The 21,697-nt window shown below is 47.2% G+C and carries 19 protein-coding genes; 9 read left to right on the forward strand and 10 right to left on the reverse strand.

Going from position 1 to position 21,697, the window contains the following annotated elements; all coding sequences use genetic code 11:
• Positions 1–45 precede the first annotated feature (45 nt).
• The 4 genes from AC1RR2_RS12810 to AC1RR2_RS12825 are packed head-to-tail and all read right to left on the reverse strand — an operon-like array spanning position 46 to position 3,785.
• Complete coding sequence (locus AC1RR2_RS12810; RefSeq protein ID WP_493222651.1) at positions 46–1,380, reverse strand: FAD-dependent oxidoreductase; 1,335 nt, start codon at positions 1,378–1,380, stop codon at positions 46–48.
• Positions 1,377–1,652, reverse strand: a complete 276-nt coding sequence (locus AC1RR2_RS12815; protein ID WP_493222652.1) for a 2Fe-2S iron-sulfur cluster-binding protein — start codon at positions 1,650–1,652, stop codon at positions 1,377–1,379. Before AC1RR2_RS12815 ends, AC1RR2_RS12810 begins: the two co-directional genes overlap by 4 nt.
• A 27-nt stretch (positions 1,653–1,679) precedes the next feature.
• Positions 1,680–2,819, reverse strand: a complete 1,140-nt coding sequence (locus AC1RR2_RS12820) for an NAD(P)/FAD-dependent oxidoreductase (RefSeq protein WP_493222653.1) — start codon at positions 2,817–2,819, stop codon at positions 1,680–1,682.
• Between the two features lie 12 nt (positions 2,820–2,831).
• On the reverse strand, positions 2,832–3,785 hold the full coding sequence (locus AC1RR2_RS12825) for a 4-hydroxyproline epimerase (RefSeq protein WP_493222654.1): 954 nt from the start codon (positions 3,783–3,785) through the stop codon (positions 2,832–2,834).
• Positions 3,786–4,076: 291 nt separating this feature from the next.
• On the opposite strand from AC1RR2_RS12825, the gene ltaE reads away from it, so the two are divergent.
• Entirely contained in the window at positions 4,077–5,087 is a 1,011-nt protein-coding gene (gene ltaE, locus AC1RR2_RS12830; protein ID WP_493222655.1) for a low-specificity L-threonine aldolase, read from the forward strand.
• 120 nt (positions 5,088–5,207) lie between these two features.
• Here ltaE and AC1RR2_RS12835 read toward each other — a convergent pair whose 3' ends face one another.
• Positions 5,208–6,311, reverse strand: coding sequence for an SPM autocatalytic domain-containing protein (locus AC1RR2_RS12835; RefSeq protein ID WP_493222656.1), 1,104 nt, complete (start codon positions 6,309–6,311; stop codon positions 5,208–5,210).
• 109 nt (positions 6,312–6,420) lie between these two features.
• Positions 6,421–6,603: a hypothetical protein gene (locus tag AC1RR2_RS12840; protein ID WP_493222657.1), complete on the reverse strand. Its 183-nt coding sequence runs from the start codon at positions 6,601–6,603 to the stop codon at positions 6,421–6,423.
• Between the two features lie 202 nt (positions 6,604–6,805).
• On the opposite strand from AC1RR2_RS12840, the gene AC1RR2_RS12845 reads away from it, so the two are divergent.
• The 7 genes from AC1RR2_RS12845 (at position 6,806) to AC1RR2_RS12875 (ending at position 14,124) form a co-directional block, all read left to right on the forward strand.
• Complete coding sequence (locus AC1RR2_RS12845) at positions 6,806–7,408, forward strand: TetR/AcrR family transcriptional regulator (RefSeq protein ID WP_493222658.1); 603 nt, start codon at positions 6,806–6,808, stop codon at positions 7,406–7,408.
• 278 nt (positions 7,409–7,686) lie between these two features.
• On the forward strand, positions 7,687–8,796 hold the full coding sequence (locus AC1RR2_RS12850; RefSeq protein WP_493222659.1) for an alkene reductase: 1,110 nt from the start codon (positions 7,687–7,689) through the stop codon (positions 8,794–8,796).
• Positions 8,797–9,069: 273 nt separating this feature from the next.
• A complete protein-coding gene (locus AC1RR2_RS12855) occupies positions 9,070–9,696 on the forward strand; it encodes a glutathione S-transferase family protein (RefSeq protein ID WP_493222660.1) in 627 nt (208 codons plus the stop codon).
• A gap of 94 nt (positions 9,697–9,790) precedes the next feature.
• On the forward strand, positions 9,791–10,450 hold the full coding sequence (locus tag AC1RR2_RS12860; protein WP_493222661.1) for a LysE family transporter: 660 nt from the start codon (positions 9,791–9,793) through the stop codon (positions 10,448–10,450).
• A gap of 135 nt (positions 10,451–10,585) precedes the next feature.
• Positions 10,586–12,541: an energy transducer TonB gene (locus tag AC1RR2_RS12865; RefSeq protein WP_493222662.1), complete on the forward strand. Its 1,956-nt coding sequence runs from the start codon at positions 10,586–10,588 to the stop codon at positions 12,539–12,541.
• A gap of 43 nt (positions 12,542–12,584) precedes the next feature.
• Positions 12,585–13,481, forward strand: a complete 897-nt coding sequence (locus tag AC1RR2_RS12870; RefSeq protein ID WP_493222663.1) for a TIGR01777 family oxidoreductase — start codon at positions 12,585–12,587, stop codon at positions 13,479–13,481.
• Positions 13,482–13,494: 13 nt separating this feature from the next.
• Positions 13,495–14,124, forward strand: a complete 630-nt coding sequence (locus tag AC1RR2_RS12875; protein ID WP_493222664.1) for a tRNA-uridine aminocarboxypropyltransferase — start codon at positions 13,495–13,497, stop codon at positions 14,122–14,124.
• A 27-nt stretch (positions 14,125–14,151) separates the two neighbouring features.
• Here the strand turns inward: AC1RR2_RS12875 and AC1RR2_RS12880 are convergent, their stop codons facing one another.
• Positions 14,152–16,140, reverse strand: a complete 1,989-nt coding sequence (locus AC1RR2_RS12880) for an OPT family oligopeptide transporter (protein WP_493222665.1) — start codon at positions 16,138–16,140, stop codon at positions 14,152–14,154.
• Between the two features lie 254 nt (positions 16,141–16,394).
• Between AC1RR2_RS12880 and AC1RR2_RS12885 the strand changes: the two genes are divergently transcribed.
• A complete protein-coding gene (locus tag AC1RR2_RS12885) occupies positions 16,395–16,976 on the forward strand; it encodes a hypothetical protein (protein WP_493222666.1) in 582 nt (193 codons plus the stop codon).
• A gap of 667 nt (positions 16,977–17,643) precedes the next feature.
• Here the strand turns inward: AC1RR2_RS12885 and groL are convergent.
• The 3 genes from groL to AC1RR2_RS12900 all read right to left on the reverse strand — a co-directional run bounded on the left by groL (position 17,644) and on the right by AC1RR2_RS12900 (position 21,166).
• Positions 17,644–19,293, reverse strand: coding sequence for a chaperonin GroEL (groL, locus tag AC1RR2_RS12890; RefSeq protein ID WP_493222667.1), 1,650 nt, complete (start codon positions 19,291–19,293; stop codon positions 17,644–17,646).
• Between the two features lie 225 nt (positions 19,294–19,518).
• Positions 19,519–19,809, reverse strand: a complete 291-nt coding sequence (gene groES, locus AC1RR2_RS12895; RefSeq protein WP_186889009.1) for a co-chaperone GroES — start codon at positions 19,807–19,809, stop codon at positions 19,519–19,521.
• Between the two features lie 349 nt (positions 19,810–20,158).
• Complete coding sequence (locus tag AC1RR2_RS12900) at positions 20,159–21,166, reverse strand: integron integrase (protein WP_493222668.1); 1,008 nt, start codon at positions 21,164–21,166, stop codon at positions 20,159–20,161.
• Positions 21,167–21,697 lie beyond the last annotated feature (531 nt).

Consider the following 21,697-nt stretch of genomic DNA (forward strand, 5'->3'; position numbering starts at 1 on the left):
CCAAAGTACATCACAGAGTCCGAAATTGATTCACTAATTGTTTCACTATGAATCAACTGAACTCTGCAAACTACTAATCCTGGCTGAACTCAAAGGCAATCTTCCAGCGTCTCTTTCCCAGGAAAATAAAAACCGATTCGCTGCACCGCAGATTCGACCCTGGCAGGCTCCCATGCCGCAGCGGGTATGTAATTTGGCATCACGCCAGTCGGACTGTTTTCTTAATTCTTGATAGCTGACATCTTCACAGCGACATACGATGGTGTCGGCGACGCATAGTTGTTTCAGCTCGGGGCGCAGTGCAAAACTACGATGCAAACGTCCCGCAAAGGCTAGCCATTTTTTGCGTTCTTTGAAATAGCTTTGCGCTTTAGTATGTTGTCCGCTAGCTGCATAACCTGCGATGTGTCCTTCAGTAAGTGCCAGATCAACACCGCCTATGCCTGTGCCTTCACCCGCGCAGTAGACATGCTCTTGTGAGCTAGCCTGCCATTCGTTTACGACGACTTTTTCATAGTTGTCCAGATCTTTAAGCTCGCAATTTAAGGCAGCAGCGAGATCGATGTTGGGAATCAATCCATAACCGCAGGCCAGCAAGTCGCAGGGGATCTCTTGAATGTCACCGAGTATCGATACGGTCGCGCTACCAACTTGTTCCTGGGGTGGATTTGATAAATCAGATTGCACTTGCTTTTGTGCGCTCAGCACATAACTATCAGCGTGATAGATCACTTCTTTCAAACTACGGCCTAACTTTATTGCTTGCGAGATTTTGCTGGGGGTGGCCAGTAAACCCAGGGCGAATCGGCTAAGTTGGCCAAATTTAGCCTGCTCTAGAATATGCGTAACTTCAGCGCCACGTTCTATCAGGCTGGCAGCCACGGCCAATAATAAAGGACCTGTTCCTGCGACGATCACACGTTTGCCCGCAACAGGGTAGCCGGCTTTAGACAAAGCTTGTAAGCCACCTGCGCCGGTGACACCGGCTAGTGTCCAGCCAGGGAAGGGCAGTAAGAGTTCGCGGGCGCCGGTACACAGTATGATTTTTTTTGCGGAAAATGTTTGCGCTTCGCTGGGTGTGTTAAATGTGCCTTGAGTTTCAACGATGATTTCAATTGCATCGTTGTTATGGCAGGCGTGTATTACTTTGGATTGGAAATGAAAACGCACATGATCACAATTGTTCAGTGTGTTCCATAAGGCGAGGGCTCTTGAATCGCTTTGTGTTTGCGCTCCACCGCGCCAAATCTGTCCGCCGGACATAAAATTGTCATCTATGATGTCTATCTGTAGGCCGGACTCTGCGGCAGCAGCAGCGGCTGCCAGACCCGCTGGGCCGGCACCGATGATGAGTAAGTCTGTGCTTATCTTGATATTCATGCCAGTGCTCCAGTCAAGATTTGCATATCGATACTACACAGTGTTTGACAAGCTAACTGATGAGGCTGGCCATTAATTGTCACACGACATTCCTGACACACACCCATTCCACACACTGGGGCGCGCGCCATACCGGTGACTGACTGACGTGTGCAGAACACTTCACAGATCGCTAGCGCTGCTGCAACGCTGATGCCGGGCTCTACCTGATGTGATTGACCGTTGATGCTGATGCCAATTTTGTCTGTATTGTTTTGGGTAGGTGATTTCATGTTCACTTCGTGTCTTTTAATCGTAGATTAGTGTTGCTGTAAATCTCGTGATGGCCAATAAGATTTAACCTCAATTTTGCTAACTTGTTGACAGATTTGATCTTTTAAAATTTCAGCAGTGGCCATAGAAGTCGTAATGCCCAAGCCCTCGTGCCCGGTCGCCATCCATACATTTTTGCGACTAGGATGAGGGCCTATATACGGCAAGCCGTCAGGCGTTGCCGCACGAAATCCTGTCCAGGCGCGTATGGCTTTCAGATGTTCAAGAGCTGGCACATAGCTAGTCGCTTGCGCTAACATTTTACTGAGAATACCGGTGTCGATTTCTTTGTGTGTAACGTCAAATTGGCGCGATGAACCTATGAACACTTGCCCCGTTGGGCGCGGTTGCAAATTAAAGGCAACCGAGTCTCCATCCGAAGCGTGAGCGCTTTTGATGTAGCCTAATTCCACCAATTGATGTCGGATGAAATTGGGATAGCGATCAGTAATCAAGAGATGACCTTTTTTGTAGCGCAAAGGCAGGTCGTCAATTAATTGTCTTGAGGCGATACCATTGGCGACGATCACATGCGTGGCAAACAGTTGACTGCCATCGGATAAAACAACACCACCCTCTATCAGTTCGCTGACGCTGCCACGATGACGTATGGCATTGCCCGGTCTGGCTGTTAGCGCGATATCGAGTAGAATCTGTGCGCTCTTGGGAGGGTAGACCAAGGCGTCTTGCTTGACTAACAAACCGCCTGCTAATCCTGCGCGTAATTCTGGTTCTAGTTGATGCAATTGCGCTGCGCTGAGTAGTTCGCAGGCGATATCATGGGCTTGCAGGATATTGAGTTTAGCTCGTGCTGCTTCCATTTCTTCTTCATCGGCAGCGACCCAAATCGTTCCGCATTGGCTGTATTCGTGCTTGCTGGATAGACTTACATCATCAGTCACCAGTTCGCGCCACAATGCCAGTGAATAACTGCTCAGTGCTAGTTCTGCCGGATTGTCATCCATCACCACCAGATGTCCCATGCCCGCAGCTGTGGCTCCACCGCCTATAGTGCCGGGTTCGATCAAGCACAGTTTGAGGCCCGCTTGGGCGAGCGCGGCAGCGCAGGCGCAGCCTATGATGCCGCCACCAATGATGATGACGTCGTAGGATTCTTGTTTAGTCATTGCCGGACATCCTTAACGTATGCCATACACGAAGGGGTCGCGCTCATCGAGTAGTAAAGTGGCTTCCGCATTGACGAATGCCGTGCCGCGTAAAGTGGGGTGAATTTTCCCAGTCTCTTGGCTGTGCTGGAAGCTGCCTTCAAACACGCTGCCTATGATGCTTTCCTGACGCCAGATTTCACCTTCTTTGAGTTTGCCATCTGCCGCGAGGCAAGCCAGTTTTGCGCTAGTGCCTGTGCCGCACGGCGAGCGGTCGTAGGCCTTGCCCGGGCAGAGTACAAAATTTTGACTGTCATTTTCGGGGGCTGAGGCAGGCGCGAATAATTCTATGTGATCGATTTCTCCGCCATTGTCGCCCGTAATCCCAGTCGCCTTGAGTGCTTCACGTACGCGCCAGGCAAAACTGCTCAGCGCCTCTATGTTTGCCAGACGCATGTCTTGACCATGCTCCGCGACCAGAAAGAACCAATTGCCGCCCCAAGCCACGTCACCAGTGACTGGCCCATGTCCTTCGACTTCAACTGTGACCGCATGTTTGGCGCGATACGCTGGCACATTGTGTACGGTGACGCTGTGGTCCTCGTGTAGCTCGACTGCCACCGCGCCTACCGGGGTATCAATTTTGTGATTGCCGACATTTAATACACCTTGATAAGCCAAGGTGGCGACCAGACCTATGGTGCCATGCCCACACATGCCGAGGTAGCCGACATTGTTAAAAAAGATGACACCTACTGAACAAGAAGGATCATACGGCTGGCAAAGTAGGGCGCCGACCAGGACATCAGATCCGCGTGGTTCACATACGACCGCGCTACGCAGATGGTCAAATTTTTCTCTAAATATCTCGACGCGTTCCGATAATGGACCATTCCCTAGATCGGGGCCGCCATCCACGATCAAACGGGTAGGTTCGCCACCGGTATGGGAGTCAATAATATGAATTTTCTTGATGGCAGTGTTCATGGCGGATATTCCCCGGATGCTAGGTTGGATGAATGTTGACTAATTAGGCAAGTGTAGCGAACTGAGTCATGGCCGTCTTGCTTATTTATCGTTTATCGAATGCCGAAATCAGCATAGTCATACCCGCTTTCTGATTGAGTAATAAAATGTGCAAATAATTAAGCCCAGTTGCTTTTTTGTGGCGTGTGATTTCATTTTTTAAATGAGGAACTAAATTTCTTTAAAATGCTCTTATTTTTTTATTTCTAATTCGTATTTTGTTCCGATTTCAACTTAACCAGGCTATTCATAATGATAGATTTTAGAAGTGATACCGTCACCCGCCCAACCGCAGCAATGCGTACTGCAATGGCGAATGCTGAGGTGGGCGACGATGTTTATGGTGATGATCCTAGTGTGAATGCACTGGAAGATAAGATGGCTCATCTCACTGGTAAAGAGTCAGCTTTATTGGTGCCTAGTGGCACCCAGAGTAATTTGATTGCGTTGCTCACGCATTGCGGTCGAGGTGATGAATACATCGTCGGACAAAACTATCATACCTATTTGTATGAATCCGGCGGCGCCGCCAGCCTCGGTAGCATCGTACCGCAACCGGTTGCAGTAGAAGCCGATGGCAGCCTGGATTTGAATAAGATTGCAGCCGTGATCAAACCTGATGACGTGCACTACGCGCGTTCTAGCTTATTGAGTTTAGAGAATACCCATTTAGGTAAGGTGTTAAGTAATAGCTATTTACAGTCGGCCATTGCTTTGGCCCGGTCACATCAGATGGCAGCTCATCTGGATGGCGCACGCGTATTCAATGCGGCAGTGGCGCAGCAAATACCAGTGAGTGAAATCACCACGCCATTTGATACGGTATCGGTGTGTTGTTCTAAAGGCCTGGGGGCACCTATCGGTAGTCTTTTGTGTGGGCCGCGTGATTTTATTTTGGCAGCGCGTCGTTGGCGCAAAATGGTAGGCGGCGGTATGCGTCAGGCGGGTATCATTGCGGCCGGAATTGATTACGCATTAGATCATCATGTTGAACGTTTGGCGCAAGATCATGACTTGGCTATGAAGTTACAACAGGCCTTAAGTCAGATGCCTGAACTGAAGGTAGAGCCAGCGCATACCAACATGCTCTACATAGAATTTGCCTCGCAAGAAATTGGTTTGCGGGCAGGTACTTATTTACGAGAGCGCGGCATCTTGATTTCTGCTGGAAAGCGGGTGCGACTGGTGACTCATCTGGATATCAATAATGATGATGCCGAATCCTTTGTGCAGACTTTGAAACAGTTTTTTCACTCAATATGAGGTGAGGGGAATTGGATTGTCAGTGCCTGATGCATTCCTAACCATGGCTTAATTAAGTCTGCATCGGGGCACTGACAGTGAGGCTGTTGTAGATTTAGTGTTGTAAGAATTTAATTGAAGCTACACCACCAAATCCACCTGTTGCATCGTCTTTGCCTGACCATCTTCGGTCAGCCATAGACCAGATGAACGTATTTGTCCATCGCTCTGATTGTGAGAATTTTTAAGTTCGAATGGTGTACTGACATTGCCTAAGTAGAGTGCACCAACATTGGCTTGCTTTAGACTTTGTAATTGGTCTTTGCCACTACCATCCTTAGTCCACACTTGCAGTTTTTTGTAAATGGCATCGTTCTCATCTATCCAGTGATTGCCGTCGCTGTCATAAGCCGCCAACTCTGCGAAGCCATTGCCGGTGCCGGGGCCAAATAATTCTGTGCCATCGTTAATTTTGCCGTCGCCATTTTTGTCGAAGGCCAGAAAACCCGAGCCTTGCACAAAGGAGATGTTTTCTTTTTTACCGTCGGCATTCAGGTCGAAAGAGAATTTTTGTGAGCTGAGTTGCGCACTATTGCCAGTAAAATTAAGCACCAAGGGATCGACTTTTTTGGCATCGCCGAGGCGTATCTGCTCGCTGCTTTCTTCGTGATAGCTGCGTTGCAAGTTAAAGCTGAGATTGAAGTCAATTTTTTTATTATCTGCCGTGGTGATGGTGCCGCTGGCTTGGAAGTTACTTTGTTCGCTCTCAGTGTAGGCGTAATGCCTTTCCACCTCGACGCCCCAGCCAGCACGCCTTGCTGCAGGCTCAGGAGGCGCACTCTTTTCTACTTGATTCTTTGTGTTGGCATTCGCGACTTCAGGCGGACAGCCGCAGGTTTCTCCCGATTTCATATCGCCGGGATTGAAGGTCGTTATTTTGCGTCCGGTGAGTAACTCAACCAGATACTTAATTAGTGCATAGCGCGGATCATTTTCTAGTTCATCTTCTAAGTTTTCTATGGCCTGCGCTTCTTGCGTTTGCGCTGTTTTCGCGGCATCAGAAAGCTGTACATTATCGATCTGTGCAAGCTGAGCCGGAGCACGATTTTGTGGGATGTCATTACGACGGCCTTCAAAGTCAGGACGCTGATCGCCTATCCATACGCGCATTTTTTCTTGCGTTTCGAGGCGCTTGCTGGCGTTGTAATTGCCTTGTAGTTGAATATCTGAAGAGGCGATTTTCATGGCTTTATCCCGTCATAGTGTTTGGTATCGTAGACTTCATCTGCCGCTAGGGATCATTCACGAACAATGCATCTATTCTTCAGACACAGGCGTAGGGAATGTGCTACCTCTAGAGGCAAGCAAGCACGAGGCAGAGCGAAGTGCCATCTGCCATCAACAAACAAGTCTGGGAATTTGCAGAAAAACCGAGGACAGTGCTGCTGGCTGTTAGGCTGGCGGCATTGATTTGTTTGTCACTAGGGGTATCGGAAGTTTCTAAGAAAGCTTGATTTGTTTGTTTAGATAGATTCATCGTAAAAAGCGTCATTGACTGCTGATTTTTGATCTGTAGTGTTTGAAAAATAGAATTGATGAAGTGACTTCAATTTTGATGCGGGAAGTGGCGCAGGTGGGAGCTATGCCATCGCTCGCGAATCTAGCTTGTAAATCTGGTTTTTGAGTACGGAATAAGAAAAGCACTTGACACTAGACGACTGGTCTAATATTATTCGCCCATGCCTACTTCTCATCCTGCCACAGCTGTCCATCAAGATACCCGCGAGCGCATTTTGCTTACAGGGGAAAGTCTGATCTTGGGTAAAGGTTTTTCAGCTCTAGGTCTGAGTGAGATTTTGGGCGCGGCAGCGGTGCCGAAGGGCTCGTTCTATCATTATTTCCAATCAAAGGAAGGTTTTGGTGTGGCGATGCTAGAGCGATATTTTGCCGATTATCAGCTGCGCCTGCGCCGTGCGCTGCAGGAAGACGAACGCCCGGCATGCGAGCGTCTGATCGCTTATTTTGGTGGTTGGCTAGAGCAGGCGCGTTTATCGGCTTGTAATAAATTGTGCCTTGCAGTGAAGTTGGCGGCGGAAGTATCTGATCTGTCCGAGCCTATGCGTCAAGCTTTGACGGTGGGCATGCAAAGTATTACGACAGTGATTGCAGAGGTACTACGTGAGGCGCAAGCAGAAGGGCAACTGCAAGAACACGATGCACTTGAACTGGCCGAATTTATTTATGCAACTTGGGTCGGTGCTTCTTTATTGAGTAAGGTGCATTTGGAAATACGGCCTATGGAGTTGGCGATGCAACAAACAAAAATTTTATTACGTGTTTAAGTTCGCCGCGCCAAGGAATAGAACTAAGACGCCAATGACCGCAAAATGCAGAGACAACATAGTGCGGAAGAAGCAGAATTTGTCGTGTGATTTAAGTAGTAATAAATAGGAAATGCTGAATAAGTAGCAATAAATAAGTAGTAATGAATTAGTAGTAACAAATAATCAGTAATAACGAAGGTGGGCAGAAGCCCATTTTTTTGAAATCAAAACTAGACGACCGGTCTAATTCATTCGGATTTAATCTGGTTACTTGCTTTAATTAAAGGAAAAATGCGATGTTGAAAAAATTATTATCCCCAGTCAAAGTCGGCTCTGTCGAGCTGAATAATCGCGTCATGATGGCGCCTTTGACGCGCTCACGTGCAGCACAACCAGGTGATGTCCCTCATGCTTTGAACGTGGAATATTATGCGCAAAGAGCGACGGCTGGTTTGATCGTGACCGAGGCTAGTCAAATTTCCCGTCAAGGTCAGGGTTATGCTTGGACGCCAGGTATTTATACCGATGCGCAAGAAGCAGGTTGGAAATCGGTTGTGGACGCCGTTCATGCTAAACAAGGACGTATCGCTTTGCAGCTCTGGCATGTGGGACGCATCTCCAATACGCTCTTGCAAGAAAATGGCGCAGCGCCAGTATCGGCTTCCGCCATTACGGCAGAAAATAGCCAGTCCTTTGTGATTTTGGAAGATGGAACACCAACGAATGCACCAACTTCGCAGCCACGTGCTTTGGAATTAGCCGAGATTCCTGGTGTGGTCGCACAGTATCGTCAGGCGGCCTTGCGTGCAAAACGTGCAGGTTTTGATTTTGTGGAAGTCCATGGTGCGAACGGTTATTTGTTGCAGCAATTCTTATCAACCAACAGTAATCAACGCGAGGATGCTTATGGTGGTAGCCTGGAAAATCGCGCGCGCCTGATGTTAGAAGCGGTAGATGCTGCGATTGCAGAAATGGGTGCCGATCGTGTTGGCGTTCGTTTATCACCGAATTTCGTAGCCCACGGCATTGCAGATACCGAAGCGGAAGCAAGTGCACTGTATTTGGCCAAAGAATTCAGCAAACGTGGTATCGCCTATTTACATATTGCGGAGCCGGATTGGGTAGGTGGTGCAGAATTAAGCCCTGAATTCCGTCTAGCATTGCGTGCCGCATTTACTGGTACTTTAATTTGCTGCGGTGGCTATACAGCGGAAGAAGCAGATGCGCTGATCTGCAGTGGCTTGGCCGATGCGGTCGCATTTGGTCGTCCCTATATCGCTAATGCAGATTTAGTGGAACGCTTTGCTACCGGCGCTGAATTGAATACGCCCGACCGTGCGACTTTCTATGGTGGTGCTGAAAAGGGTTATACCGATTACCCAACTTTGTTGAAACAAGCGGCTTAGTCAGGCCCGATTTACTTTGCTAGTTTAGCGTTCAATTTGCGCCGCCACATTTGCTAGTGAATTGTGGCGGCGCTTTCATATTCTAAAATATGCCTGCGGTACGACTTATTTGTTCAAATTCTTTTTCAAGTGCTTTGCCTTGATCAGGTAAACTTCAGTGCTTGTTTCAATGAATTAGAAATAGGACTGACGCAGAACAGTCGTTGGCCTCATTGCCCTCGGCACCTCGCCTAGCCAGTACAATCTCGCCTAAGTCCTTAGAAGGTTACTTATATGTTAAAAATTTTAGGTAAGTCCAGCTCTATTAATGTCCGCAAAGTACTTTGGACTTGTGCCGAAATTGAACTGCCATTTGAATTGAGTGAATATGGCTCCGGCGCGCCGCATGCGGTCAATACGCCGGAATTTCTTGCCTTGAATCCCAATGGTATGGTGCCTGTGATTCAAGATGAAGGCGTGACTTTATGGGAATCCAATACAATTTGTCGTTATCTGGCGACGCGTCATCAACGTGTTGACCTGCTACCGCAAGAAGCGATGCCACGCGCGCAAGTGGAAAAATGGATGGATTGGCAGGCTACAGAATTGAACAATGCCTGGCGTTACGCCTTTATGGCGACTGTCAGGCAGAGCGCCGCACATAAAGATCCTGATGCGATTGCACTTAGTGTCCGCGAGTGGAACCGGCATATGGCGATGATGGATCAACAATTGCAACAAACTCAGGCCTTTGTGAATGGCGAACAGTTTTCCTTAGCCGATATTGTTTTGGGATTATCCTTGAATCGCTGGCGTTCGGCACCGATTGCGCATGCATATTTGCCTGCTTTGGACGCTTATTTTGAACGCCTTGCACTACGTCCAGGATTCTTAAAATACGGCGCGAATGGCATAGCGTAGTTTGCGCTTAGTCCAACTCTTGGCGGAACGGTCGCGCTGCAAGCGAGAGACCGGTACTGAATAATTTACTTCTTAATCTTAAAAAATTATTACTATGACTTTTGCTACCTGGTTTTCCTTTTTCTGCGCTGCGTGTTTGATCGCTATTTCGCCAGGTTCTGGTGCGATTTTGTCTATGTCGCATGGACTCAATTATGGCGTCAAGCGCGCTAGTGTCACGATACTGGGCTTGCAGTTTGGTTTGTTGCTGGTGTTGATCGTTGCTGGCGCTGGTGTCGGCTCTTTATTGCTGGCATCTGAAACTGCATTTAGCCTGGTGAAAGTATTGGGCGCTTTGTACTTGATTTATTTGGGTGTCACGCAGTTCTTTAGTAAGCCGCAAACCAGCCTGGTAGTGCAAAGCGGCGACCTGGAAGCTGCTGCACATATCCCCAGTTTTCGTCGTCGCGTACTGACAGGATTTTTGACCAATGCCAGTAATCCTAAAGGGATCGTATTTATGGTGGCGGTCTTGCCCAACTTTATTAATAGTCAAGCTGCTTTGTTACCGCAACTAAGCATCTTAGCAATAACGATGGTCGTCATTGACGCCAGCGTGATGCATAGTTACGCGCTATTAGCCTCTTCTTTGCAAAACTTAATGCGTGATGTGAAGGCTCAGCGTATCCAAAATCGCGTATTTGGTGCGGTATTGGTGTTGGTCGGTGCGAGTTTGTTTTTTGTGAAACGCGATACCAACGTGATGCCAGCATGAAGCCAGAGACATTCAACTTATGAATTCTTCTGTCGTACTATTTCCACTACTACCGATAGTTGCAATATCGCACCTAAGGAAAACAGAAAATCTGGGATAATGGATATTCATTGTTTCTTATGATTATCAAATTGCATGCGTTTTGAGACGACTCCCGAAGAACCCGAAGAAATGAGCGATGCCGCTTTGGCAAATCGTCGTTTAATTGGCGGTATTTTGGTCTCATTGCTATTGCATGCCATCATATTGTCTTTGCAATTTGGTATTCCCGGTCTGGATTTGCCCAGCCTGGAAGCGCCGTGGAAAGAACGCCGCACGGCAGTTGAGCCGCTACAAGTAGAGATTCTCAGCCCAGCACCGCAAGCTCTGCCGGTTAAACCTACGCCATCCGTCACCACGCCAGAATTATTTAAATTACCAACACCGATACTTCCATCGCCTATACCGAAAGCCAGTGTGCCGCCCAACAGCGGTATTCAAATGGTCGCGCCTTTGGCTAAAGTTGAGCCGGTGGTGGTAAAAAAAGTCACAAAGCCATTAAAGTCCCAAGCACAAACGAGTACGCCACCACAGCCTGTGGTGAAACGGGTATTGCCACCTGCCGAATCTCCAACGCGTATCATCGCGCAAGATCAAGTCAAGAATGACGATTTTGTCGTGCCTTTGACCAGTGAAGAGGAATTGCAACGTCGTGCGGATGATAAGAGAGAAAACAAACAGAAATCGGAAGCGATTCCCGAGGATGCTATCATCGATAAAAACGCTGATCCTGAACTGATCGCCGAACAGAAACGTCAAGATGAATTGAAGAAATTAGAACAAGAAAAATTGCTGATTGAACAAAAGCGTGAAGCCGATATTAAGCAGAAAAAATTAGCGCAAGAGACAAAAGAAAAATTGCGTCTACAAGAAGAGCAGCAAGCACAGCAGAAGGCAATTCAAGAAAAAATCGCGCAGGAGAAATTAGCACAGGAGACCCTGCAACGTGAGCGCGAACGTGCTATCGAAGACATGGTACGTGAAACTAAGCGTCAAGAATTGTTAACGCAAGAAACCTTAAAGCAAGAAGAGCAAAGACGACAAGCCGAACAAAAACGTTTGCGTCAATTGGCGCAGGAACAAGAGCAGCAAAAACAAGAAGCCTTAGCGCAGCTGCAGTTACGTCAGAAGCAGCAAGAAGAACAAGCCGAAAGAAAGCGCGCTTTAGAAATCGCCGAGCGTAAGAAAGCCGAGGAGTTAGAGGCGCAAAAACTGGCCGCGCAACTTGAACAAAAACTTCAGGAACAGCGTCTTGCAGAACAGAAGGCTCTGGAACAAAAACTGGCAGAACAGCGTGCCACTGAACAAAAGATCGCCCAGCAAAAATTAGCGGACCAAAAATTAGCAGAACAGAAGTTAGCTGAACAAAAAGCAAGCGAGCAGAAACAGGCGGAGCAAAAGGCGATAGCCGATGCGAACGCGCGTGCTAATGCAGAGCGTGAGGCCGCTGCTGCCAATGCGGCAGCCAACGCTGCACGTTTGGCGACGGCCAAAGGCAGTAGCGATAGCACAGGGCAGGGCAAAGGCGGGGCAAATAATGCCACAGGCAATACGAATTTGGCGCCTGGCTTAAGTAAGGGCGACCTCGCCAGTCGTTTGCGTGAGCAAGCACGTAGTGGTGATGTATTTAAATCGGCGCCAGCAACGCCTTCAAACGGTAAATTACCGGACGATAGCCGTTCACGTCGCCGCAGCTTCCTTGGCGCCTACGATAAAGAAGTGCCTCTGCGCATGTACGTCGATAGTCTCAAGCAAAAGATGGAACGTAACGGCAATTTGATTTATGAAAAACGTTCACTCAGTGATATTGAACATAATGTTTTGATCAACATGGTGATACGCAGTGATGGCACGATAGAAGAGGTGACCATTATGCGTACCAGCGGTAATCGTGCTATCGATGAGAAAGCCCGTAACATCATCATGGCAAATGCCCCGTTTTCTGTTTTCCCCCCAACGCTGGCGGCGAAGTATGATGTGATAGAAATTCAACGAGTGTGGAGTTTTGGCGATCGTCTGCGTATTCTGGAAGATCTCCCTCCTTCATTTTGATCTTGAGCTAGTCTCAAGCGTATCCAAAGCTAAGCGAGAAAATATGCGTATTTTGATGACGGGAGGCACGGGCTTAATTGGTCGCCGCCTTTGTGCCGCTTTAACTGCGCGCGGTGATCAGGCCACCGTACTGAGCCGTCGTCCACAACAGGTCGCCGCTTTGTGTGGTGCCTCAGTAAGATCGATGCAGAGCTTAGAAGAATACACCCAGGACACCGAATTTGACGCAGTGATTAATCTGGCGGGTGAGCCTATCGTCGATGCCCGATGGACAGCGCAACGCAAACAAATTTTGCTCGATAGTCGGGTCGCCTTAACCACTACTTTGGTACAAAAAATCAAACAGGCAAAACATCGACCTCAAGTCTTACTGAGCGGTTCTGCGATTGGTTTTTACGGTATGCATGAAGACCTAAGCCTGACAGAGGATGACGCTTCAGGTCATGATTTTTCTGCGCAATTATGTGCCGCTTGGGAGCAGGCTGCATTGGAGGCACAAGACGCAGGCGTACGTGTGGTATTGCTACGTACTGGTTTGGTCATGGATGAAGCGGGCGGACTGTTAAAAAAAATGCTGTTGCCATTTCGTATGGCGATGGGCAGTCGATTGGGCGATGGCAGACAATGGATGAGCTGGATACATAGGCAAGATTATCTGCGCGCAGTCTTAAGCTTGTTAGACGATCATAGCGCGAGAGGTGCATTTAATTTAACGGCGCCTCATCCTGTAACGAATGCGCAGTTTACTCAGGCTTTGGCGAATTCGGTGCATAGACCAGCGGTCTTTTTTGCACCAGCGACCATTTTAAAACTGGCTCTCGGCGAGCGTTCTGACTTACTTTTATCGGGTCAAAAAGTCGTACCGCACGCTTTGTCTGAACGTGGTTTTAAGTTTGAGTTTGCTGACTTGCCCGGCGCTTTGCGAAACTTGCTCAAGTAGTGATGGGTGCTTGATGGAGCGAGCTAAACGACAAATTTGTCCGCAATGTCTGCGTGCTAGTCGGGCTTGCATCTGCGCTTGTATACATCAGGTACAACATCAAACCGAAGTACTTATATTGCAGCATCCTGCTGAGACCAGTCACATCAAAGGCAGTGCTCGTCTGCTGCATCTGTGTCTGCCGAATAGCACAATCATGATTGCTGAGGTGTTTGATGAAACGATTCTTAGACAAGCCTTGGAGCGGGACGCCAAACAAAGTGTCTTGTTGTATCCAGACACCAGTGGTTTGCCCACTGCATCGGAGTTTGTGAAACAAGAATGCGGTACCGTACGCCTGGTCGTAATCGATGCAAGCTGGCGTCACAGTCGTCAAATGCTTTTAAAGAATCCCTCACTTCAAAGCCTGCCGCGTTATGCATTGCGTGAGGTGCCAGCCTCACGCTATCAAATCCGTCATGCGCATGCGGATCATCAGTTATCCACATTAGAAGCCTGCACTTATGCCTTGATGCAGTTGGAAAGCGATGCGTCAAAATTTGAAGCCTTGTTGCATTCTTTCGATGCATTTAACCAGATGCAGATTAAGTTTGGCGTGAATAATTTACTGCGCGATCAACTTAGAAAAACTAGTGCAAACTAGTGAGGTCGATACGTGACAATTAACTCCCTACATCATCACATTAATCATCGCGTTTCCTATCCCTATCAAAGCCGAGCCAGCTAGTAATCCTGCTGCAACTGCTTGCATGCCATCGACCCACACTTTGTAGCCGTGACTATCTTTTGGACTGTGCTTATGTTTTTTGTCCATTAACCAAAATACAAACGCGCCTATCCACATGGCGAGCACCGCTTCCGGTGGTAGTACCACGCCTAAGCCAATAGAGATGGCAGAAATAGGGAATTTTCCTTTGCTGATGATGGTGGCGAATTCGAAGATGATGGCAGCGATGGCGGCGATCACGATGGAGATAATCGCGCTTTGTGAAAGATTATTGAAGCCATGTCCTATGAGTTCCGCCACGCCTTTCCATTGCATCGCTGCGGGAAAAGCAAATTGATCTGTCACTATGTTGGCAGCTTGACGAATGCCATTGGCGTCCGGTGGTAAGAACAATAAAAAGTAAACTGGAATACAAGCGAGCGTGCCAGAAAAGATCCCTATTAAATGTCCCAGCACCTGATGCCGTGGCTTGGCGCCCAGCATATAGCCTGGCTTAATATCGGATAACAGACTAGCAGCGCTAGAGGCGACTTCAGCCGACATCCCAGCGGGAATCAGATTGGTGGCAGGATTGCTACGATCTAAGGCGCCCATAGAGAATTGAGTGATCTTAGATAAACCACTGGTCGGTATCCAAGAAGTTAAGGCCATAGAATTGATGCAAATCACCGTCAGCAAATACACTAAGGCTAAGGATATAAAAGCAAACAACCAAGGCACACCAAAGAAAGTATGCGTGGCCCAGACGCCCAATAAACTAAAGACAGGCACACCGATATAGGAAATCCACAAAGGCACTTCGATATGCGCGAGTACATCTTGGGTTTGCCCTGCATCAGCGTCTTTTTTGAAAAGGCGCGATAGTCCTCTGAAGATTTCTGGCTTGGCGAACAAGCTGATCAAGGATGCCACCACCATGATCACGATACCCCACCATAATGACCACTGATTTACGATTTCTATGCGTGACAGCGGCACTAATTTACCGTCGAGTCCCATGCGTGGAGCAATGTCACCAAGACTAATCATAATGGGGCCTAAGATGGCAAAATTAAGCACTGTGCCGATCAGACAACTGGTCGCAACTCGTATCCCCATCAAGGCACCCACACCCAGCATGGCGGCGTCGAGCGTAAAGCGTAAGCCCAAAGTACGGAAATCGATACCCAAGATCTTGGGTATCCATAAATCATATTTCACTGCCGCCAGGTAGTAATAAGTATCCAGTCGTTCCTTCAAATACCAAGGTTCGCTCAAGCCTGCCCATTGATCCAGCCGCAAGAGTTTAAATTGCAGCAGCTTCATCCAGCCATCGCTTAAAATAATTTGTAAAGCCGCAGTCCAGAGGCCGACTTTGGCTAGTAATTTCGCTTTAAAAATGCCGCTGCCAGCATCGCCGTTATACAAAGTATCGAGCACCACGCCGCAGGCATTGCCTTCGGGGAAGGGGAGTTGATCTTCGTTGATAAAACGACGTTTAAGCGGGAAGGCGAGTAACACGCCAAGGATAGCGATGATGACCATCCAAATCAGCATTTGCCACCAACTAGGAATGATCTTAGTGATCATCATGTAAGCGGGTAAGCAGGCCACTAGTGGCATGGTCATATAACCAGCCGAAGTGGCGATGGATTGTGTACAGTTGTTTTCTAAGATCGTGAAATCTTTGGCAAAGCCCGCGCTCTCTAGTGCTTTAAAAATGCCAAACGCCAAGATGACAGAAATTAAATTGACACCAATCGAAATGCCAGTCTTGGCGCCTATATACATCGCTGTGGCGGATAAGATGCCTCCCAGCAGAAAACCTGATAAGCCTGAACGCCAGCTCAATTGCGCCATATCGCCGCGATACACCTTCTCTAACCACCATTGATCTTTTTGATGGCGCGTCCAGGTTTGAACCTGTGCCTCATTGAGCTGTTGTATAGCCAAGATAATCTCCAGATTTTTTATTGTTCAGGAAGTATCTAGGGCAGTTGTAGTGTTGTCAAGACGAGTGGGGTATTATGCAGCCTGTTCCTAAGTATAAAAAAATATTGCCACAAATGATAAAAGCAAGGTCAGTAAGTTCTTTTCGCTCGACGCGATTGATTCTTGGATGCTTGATCGTATTGTGTCATTGCATGATCATCGTCTTTTTGAGTCGTACAAACCTGCGGGCGAATGTTAAATTTTCAAATTCTGTAATGACTGTCGTGCCGATCTATCGTTCAGGCCCAGCTGATCCGGTGCCAAGTGCCAAGCCTACTGCGAACAAGAATTGGCCCAAACTGCGAGCGATAAAAAACTCAATTGATACGCCCATCCAGACGATTGATACAAATGTTAGCGAACACATGTCTGTGGAAAACGGAAGTAGAAACGAATCAGCAAGCAGTTCATTGAGTGGCGTTGATTCAGCTAAGGATTTGACGACCTTAGGTAGCATCGCGAACCGCTACCGATTGCAGGTACCAAAGTCCGCAGTAGAAGAAACACTGACACCTGCGCAGCAAGCAGCACAAGACGTGCGTTCGAATTCTGCCAAATTAACTAAAAACGAGAAATTTGCAGTAGCAATGGGCACGCTTGATTGTATCTTTCAGGCTCGTCTCCCAGATGGCAAAGTTGTACGCGAACCAGGCAAATGGGTCGAGGTGGCAGCACGCTCAAACCTTACTTCTTTAGTTTTAGCTAAATCACGCTATTGTGTCAGATTGCATCAGGCAGAAGATGCAAACGGGAATGATTTGACTGCGATTAGTTCGGGTATTAAAGGGAAGTTGTAGATATCGTTTAATGGGGTTGCTGCATCAATATTGCTGGATAAATGTTACTGAATAAAAGCATGCATCGAAATACAAATAAGAACCTGATTAGTTAGCAATCCCTGATTGGCTCTACTCTGTCGTTCCCGCGTAGGCGAGAACCTAGCGTCGTAGTCACGTTTAAGGGCAAAGTCACTAGATTACGGCCTTTACGCACTGCTGTCCGGAATAATATTGGAAATATTCGGGAAACGCTGATGGTGCTTGAGTTGTACGATGACGCTGTTTGAATGGACTCGAAAAAGAAGAATAGGTGGTTGGCGTAAATATTCCCTCTCCCGCTCGCGGGAGAGGGCTAGGGTGAGGGTAGTTCAGCGACAGCAAAGTGTTTGAATGGGAAAAATAGGACAAAATTTTAAATATTTGTGCGTCGAAAAATGTCATCCGAATCTGCGCCCCCTCATCCCCGCCCCTTCTCCCGCTTGCGGGAGAAGGGTGTTGCTAGCTAAATTTGTCAAGAATGTTATTTCGGACAACTGTGTCCCTTCGCGGGAATGACGCACTATCGAATTTAAACTTTCTTAGCTTTGCATCTACCAAAAACAAAAAGATCCTCGTTACCGAAATAACGAGGATCTTTTTTGAAGCAGAGAACTTAGAACGCTAGGCTCTGGTTCGGCTACCGCATTTACATCATGCCGCCCATACCACCCATGCCGCCCATGCCACCCATATCATGGCCGCCAGCAGCTGGTTTGTCTTCTGGTAATTCTGCAACCAATGCATCAGTTGTCAAAATCAAACCAGCAACAGATGCTGCGTTTTGCAATGCAGAGCGTGTCACTTTAGCTGGATCGAGAATACCCATTTCGATCATATCGCCATAAGTGTCGTTTGCTGCATTGAAGCCGTAGTTGCCAGTGCCGTTCACAACCGCATTGATCACTACACTTGCTTCGCCACCCGCATTGGCAACGATTTCACGCAATGGTGCTTCGATCGCTTTCAAGACTAATTTGATACCTGCGTCTTGATCTGGATTGTCGCCTTTGATCACGCCGGCTGCTGCACGTGCGCGTAGCAATGCAACGCCACCGCCAGGCACAACGCCTTCTTCAACCGCTGCACGTGTTGCGTGCAATGCGTCTTCAACGCGTGCTTTTTTCTCTTTCATTTCAACTTCAGTCGCTGCACCAACTTTGATCACTGCAACACCGCCAGCCAACTTGGCAACGCGTTCTTGCAATTTTTCTTTATCGTAGTCAGATGTCGCTTCTTCGATTTGTGCGCGGATTTGTTTAACGCGGCTTTCGATACCAACAGCAGGACCTGCACCATCGATGATGATCGTGTTTTCTTTGCTGATTTCGATACGCTTCGCTTGACCTAATTGATCCAAAGTCGCTTTTTCCAAAGTCAAACCAACTTCTTCTGCAATCACTTGGCCGCCAGTCAAAATCGCGATATCTTCCAACATCGCTTTACGACGATCACCAAAACCTGGCGCTTTAACAGCAGCAGTTTTCAAGATGCCACGGATATTGTTCACCACCAAAGTTGCCAATGCTTCGCCATCAACGTCTTCTGCGATGATCAACAATGGACGACCAGATTTTGCAACTTGTTCCAATACCGGCAGCAAATCACGGATGTTAGAAACTTTTTTGTCGTACAACAAAACAAATGGGTTATCCAAAATCACAGCTTGTTTTTCTGGATTGTTGATGAAGTAGGGTGACAAATAGCCACGGTCAAATTGCATACCTTCGACGATATCCAATTCGTTTTCTAAAGATTTACCATCTTCAACAGTGATCACGCCTTCTTTGCCGACTTTGTCCATTGCTTTAGCAATGATGTCGCCGATGTTTTGATCGGAGTTTGCAGAGATAGAGCCAACTTGAGCGATTTCTTTGTTTGTTGTTGTTGGGCGAGCGATGTTTTTTACTTCAGCTACCAAAGCTACAACTGCCTTGTCGATACCGCGTTTCAAATCCGTTGGATTGAAACCAGCAGCAACATATTTAAAGCCTTCGCGAACGATTGCTTGTGCCAATACTGTCGCTGTTGTTGTACCGTCACCCGCGTTGTCAGAAGTGCGGGAAGCCACTTCTTTAACCAACTGTGCGCCCATGTTTTCGAGCTTGTCTTTGAGTTCGATTTCTTTAGCGACTGACACACCGTCTTTAGTCACTGTAGGCGCGCCATAAGAGCGTTCCAAAACGACGTTACGACCTTTAGGGCCCAAAGTTACTTTAACTGCGTTGGCCAAAACGTTAACACCGTTAACGATTTTTGCACGTGCGTCATCGCCAAATACAACTTGCTTAGCTGCCATAATAAAATTCTCCGAAAATAGGATATTTGAATTGAAAATAGTGCTTAGCCCAGACCAATATTGCCAGAATCAGAAAACCTCTCAACACAGAGACACAGAGATTTGGAGTGAGCACAGAGAAAGTCAAAGATTTTCTCCTGATGTTCTCTTGATCTCCGTGTCTCTGTGTTGAGAGGTTTTAGTCTGAACTTATAGTGAGTTGAGCGCTATTTCTCTGTATGTAAATTACTTTTGAACAATCGCGAAAACGTCTTCTTCACGCATAACCAAGACTTCATTGCCGTCAACTTTGACAGCTTGACCAGAATATTTACCGAACAAAACGCGGTCGCCAACTTTCACTTCTAAAGCGCGCACTGTGCCGTTTTCTAATACCTTGCCGTTACCGACAGCCAGTACTTCACCTTGATCTGGTTTCTCTGCTGCTGCGTCAGGCAAAACGATACCGGATGCTGTTTTTGTTTCTTGATCCAAACGTTTAACGATAATGCGATCGTGCAGGGGACGAAGATTCATACTAACTCCTAAAAAAATTACAAAAGTAAAATTACCAAAGTAAATAAAATTGCAAAATAAATGACTTAAACCAACTCAGCTTTGCTCGACTAAGTACGTCCAGCGCACTAAATATGAGCAGAGCAAGTCTTTTCAAGTCTCATTTCGCTAGAAAGATCTTGCTAGAGGAAACTACCAACAAGCTTACTAAGAACATTGTTAGCACTCTCTCTCGCTGAGTGCTAATTATATGGGCGGGGTGGGGCTTTTTCAAGGAAGAAAGTTGAAAATAGCGGTTTTATTTTAAAAATCAGAGGGTTAGCGTTCAATGAGCGGATGTTTTGTAGGTTTGTCAGGCAAACTCATATAATCATTGTACTTTTGAAATGATGGGGGAATCGGGTTCTAGACTGTCTAATGGGCTGCGAACGCCTCCTGCAATCTTCAATACATGCGTATAAATCATGGTGGTACTGACGTCATTGTGGCCGAGCAAATCCTGAACGGTACGGATGTCGCAACCGCTTTGTAGTAGGTGGGTTGCGAAACTATGCCTTAAGGTGTGGGGCGTGGAAGGCTTGAAACAAGCGTTTTTCTTTAAGGCGACTTGAAACGCGCGACGGAAAGTTTGTGGATAAATGTGGTGCCTTCGTACGATACGAGAGCGAGGGTCAGTCGAGACTGTTTGCTGTGGGAAGACCCAAAACCATGCCCAACTTTGATCTGCGCGAGGATATTTCTTTGCAAGTGCAAATGGCATTTCAACACCTGGCAGCGCATTTCGACGATCTATTTCCCATATGGGATGACAACGCGCCAAATGTTCTTTTAAGGCTGGTACCAGGCTTTGTGGCAGCATGACCACCCGGTCTTTCGCTCCTTTACCATCACGAATCAAAATGGCACCATGATCAAATTCGATATCTTTTACCCTTAAGCGGGCGGCTTCCATGATACGCATGCCTGTCCCATACAAGAGTTTGGCAAACAAGCCAAAAGTAGGATTGGCGGCGTTGAGCACTTGAATTGCTTGCTGCACTTCAAGCTTTGTGAGGACGACAGGCAAATGTCTTTTTTCTTTAGGACGACCAATTTCGTTAAGCCAAGGTAGCTCGATTTTGAGGACCTTTTTATATAAGTAGAGGAGAGCACTCAACGCTTGACGGTGTGTAGAAGGAGAAATATGGCGTTCGGCGACGAGCATGGATAAAAATGCCTCCACTTCTGGCGCACCCATGTCTTTCGGATGCCTAAGACCAGACCAGCGAATAAAAAAACGAATCCAATATACGTAGGTTTTTTCAGTTGCAAGACTGTAATGTTTGTAGCGTATGCTCTCGCGAACTTGATCTAACAAACGAGGTTGTTTCACTTCCATCTAGGTTCTCCTGTTATACTGTATATTTATACAGTATAACAAAAAAGAAGTAATAAACATAAGCCTTTTGAGTAAGTTGGAACAGCGTTGCTTAATTTATACGTTTGTGTTAACTTCGGTTTCTTTCACTTTAAAACAAGTTATGCAAAACCGAGAAGTTCAAAACATGAAAACCAAGATTGATTGGTTTCTGGTTTGGTGAGTATTCTGTTTCGTGGGTTGTTCTTTTGGGAGGTAATTTCAGTGAGTGGTTTTAAAGGCAGGTAAAATTGGTGGTAATTTCAATTTGTCTGTTTCAAATAGTGGTCGGTTATTTTTGGTTTCAAAAAACGCCAAGCTTTTATTGGTTTCAAAAATCAGTAGCGGGCATTGTGCAAACCGGGCAGTAATGTTTTGCTGGTTCGGTGCCAAAAAGGTCAAAACAAAGGTGCAGGGCCAAATACAAAGGCTCGCATAACGAGTAAGGTTAGATCGTGACGCGAAGCGGCCACGATCTGAACCGTTTGTTGGACGAGCCCGATTTATTTGCGT

This window comes from Undibacterium sp. GW821-FHT11H02 (genome assembly GCF_058808015.1).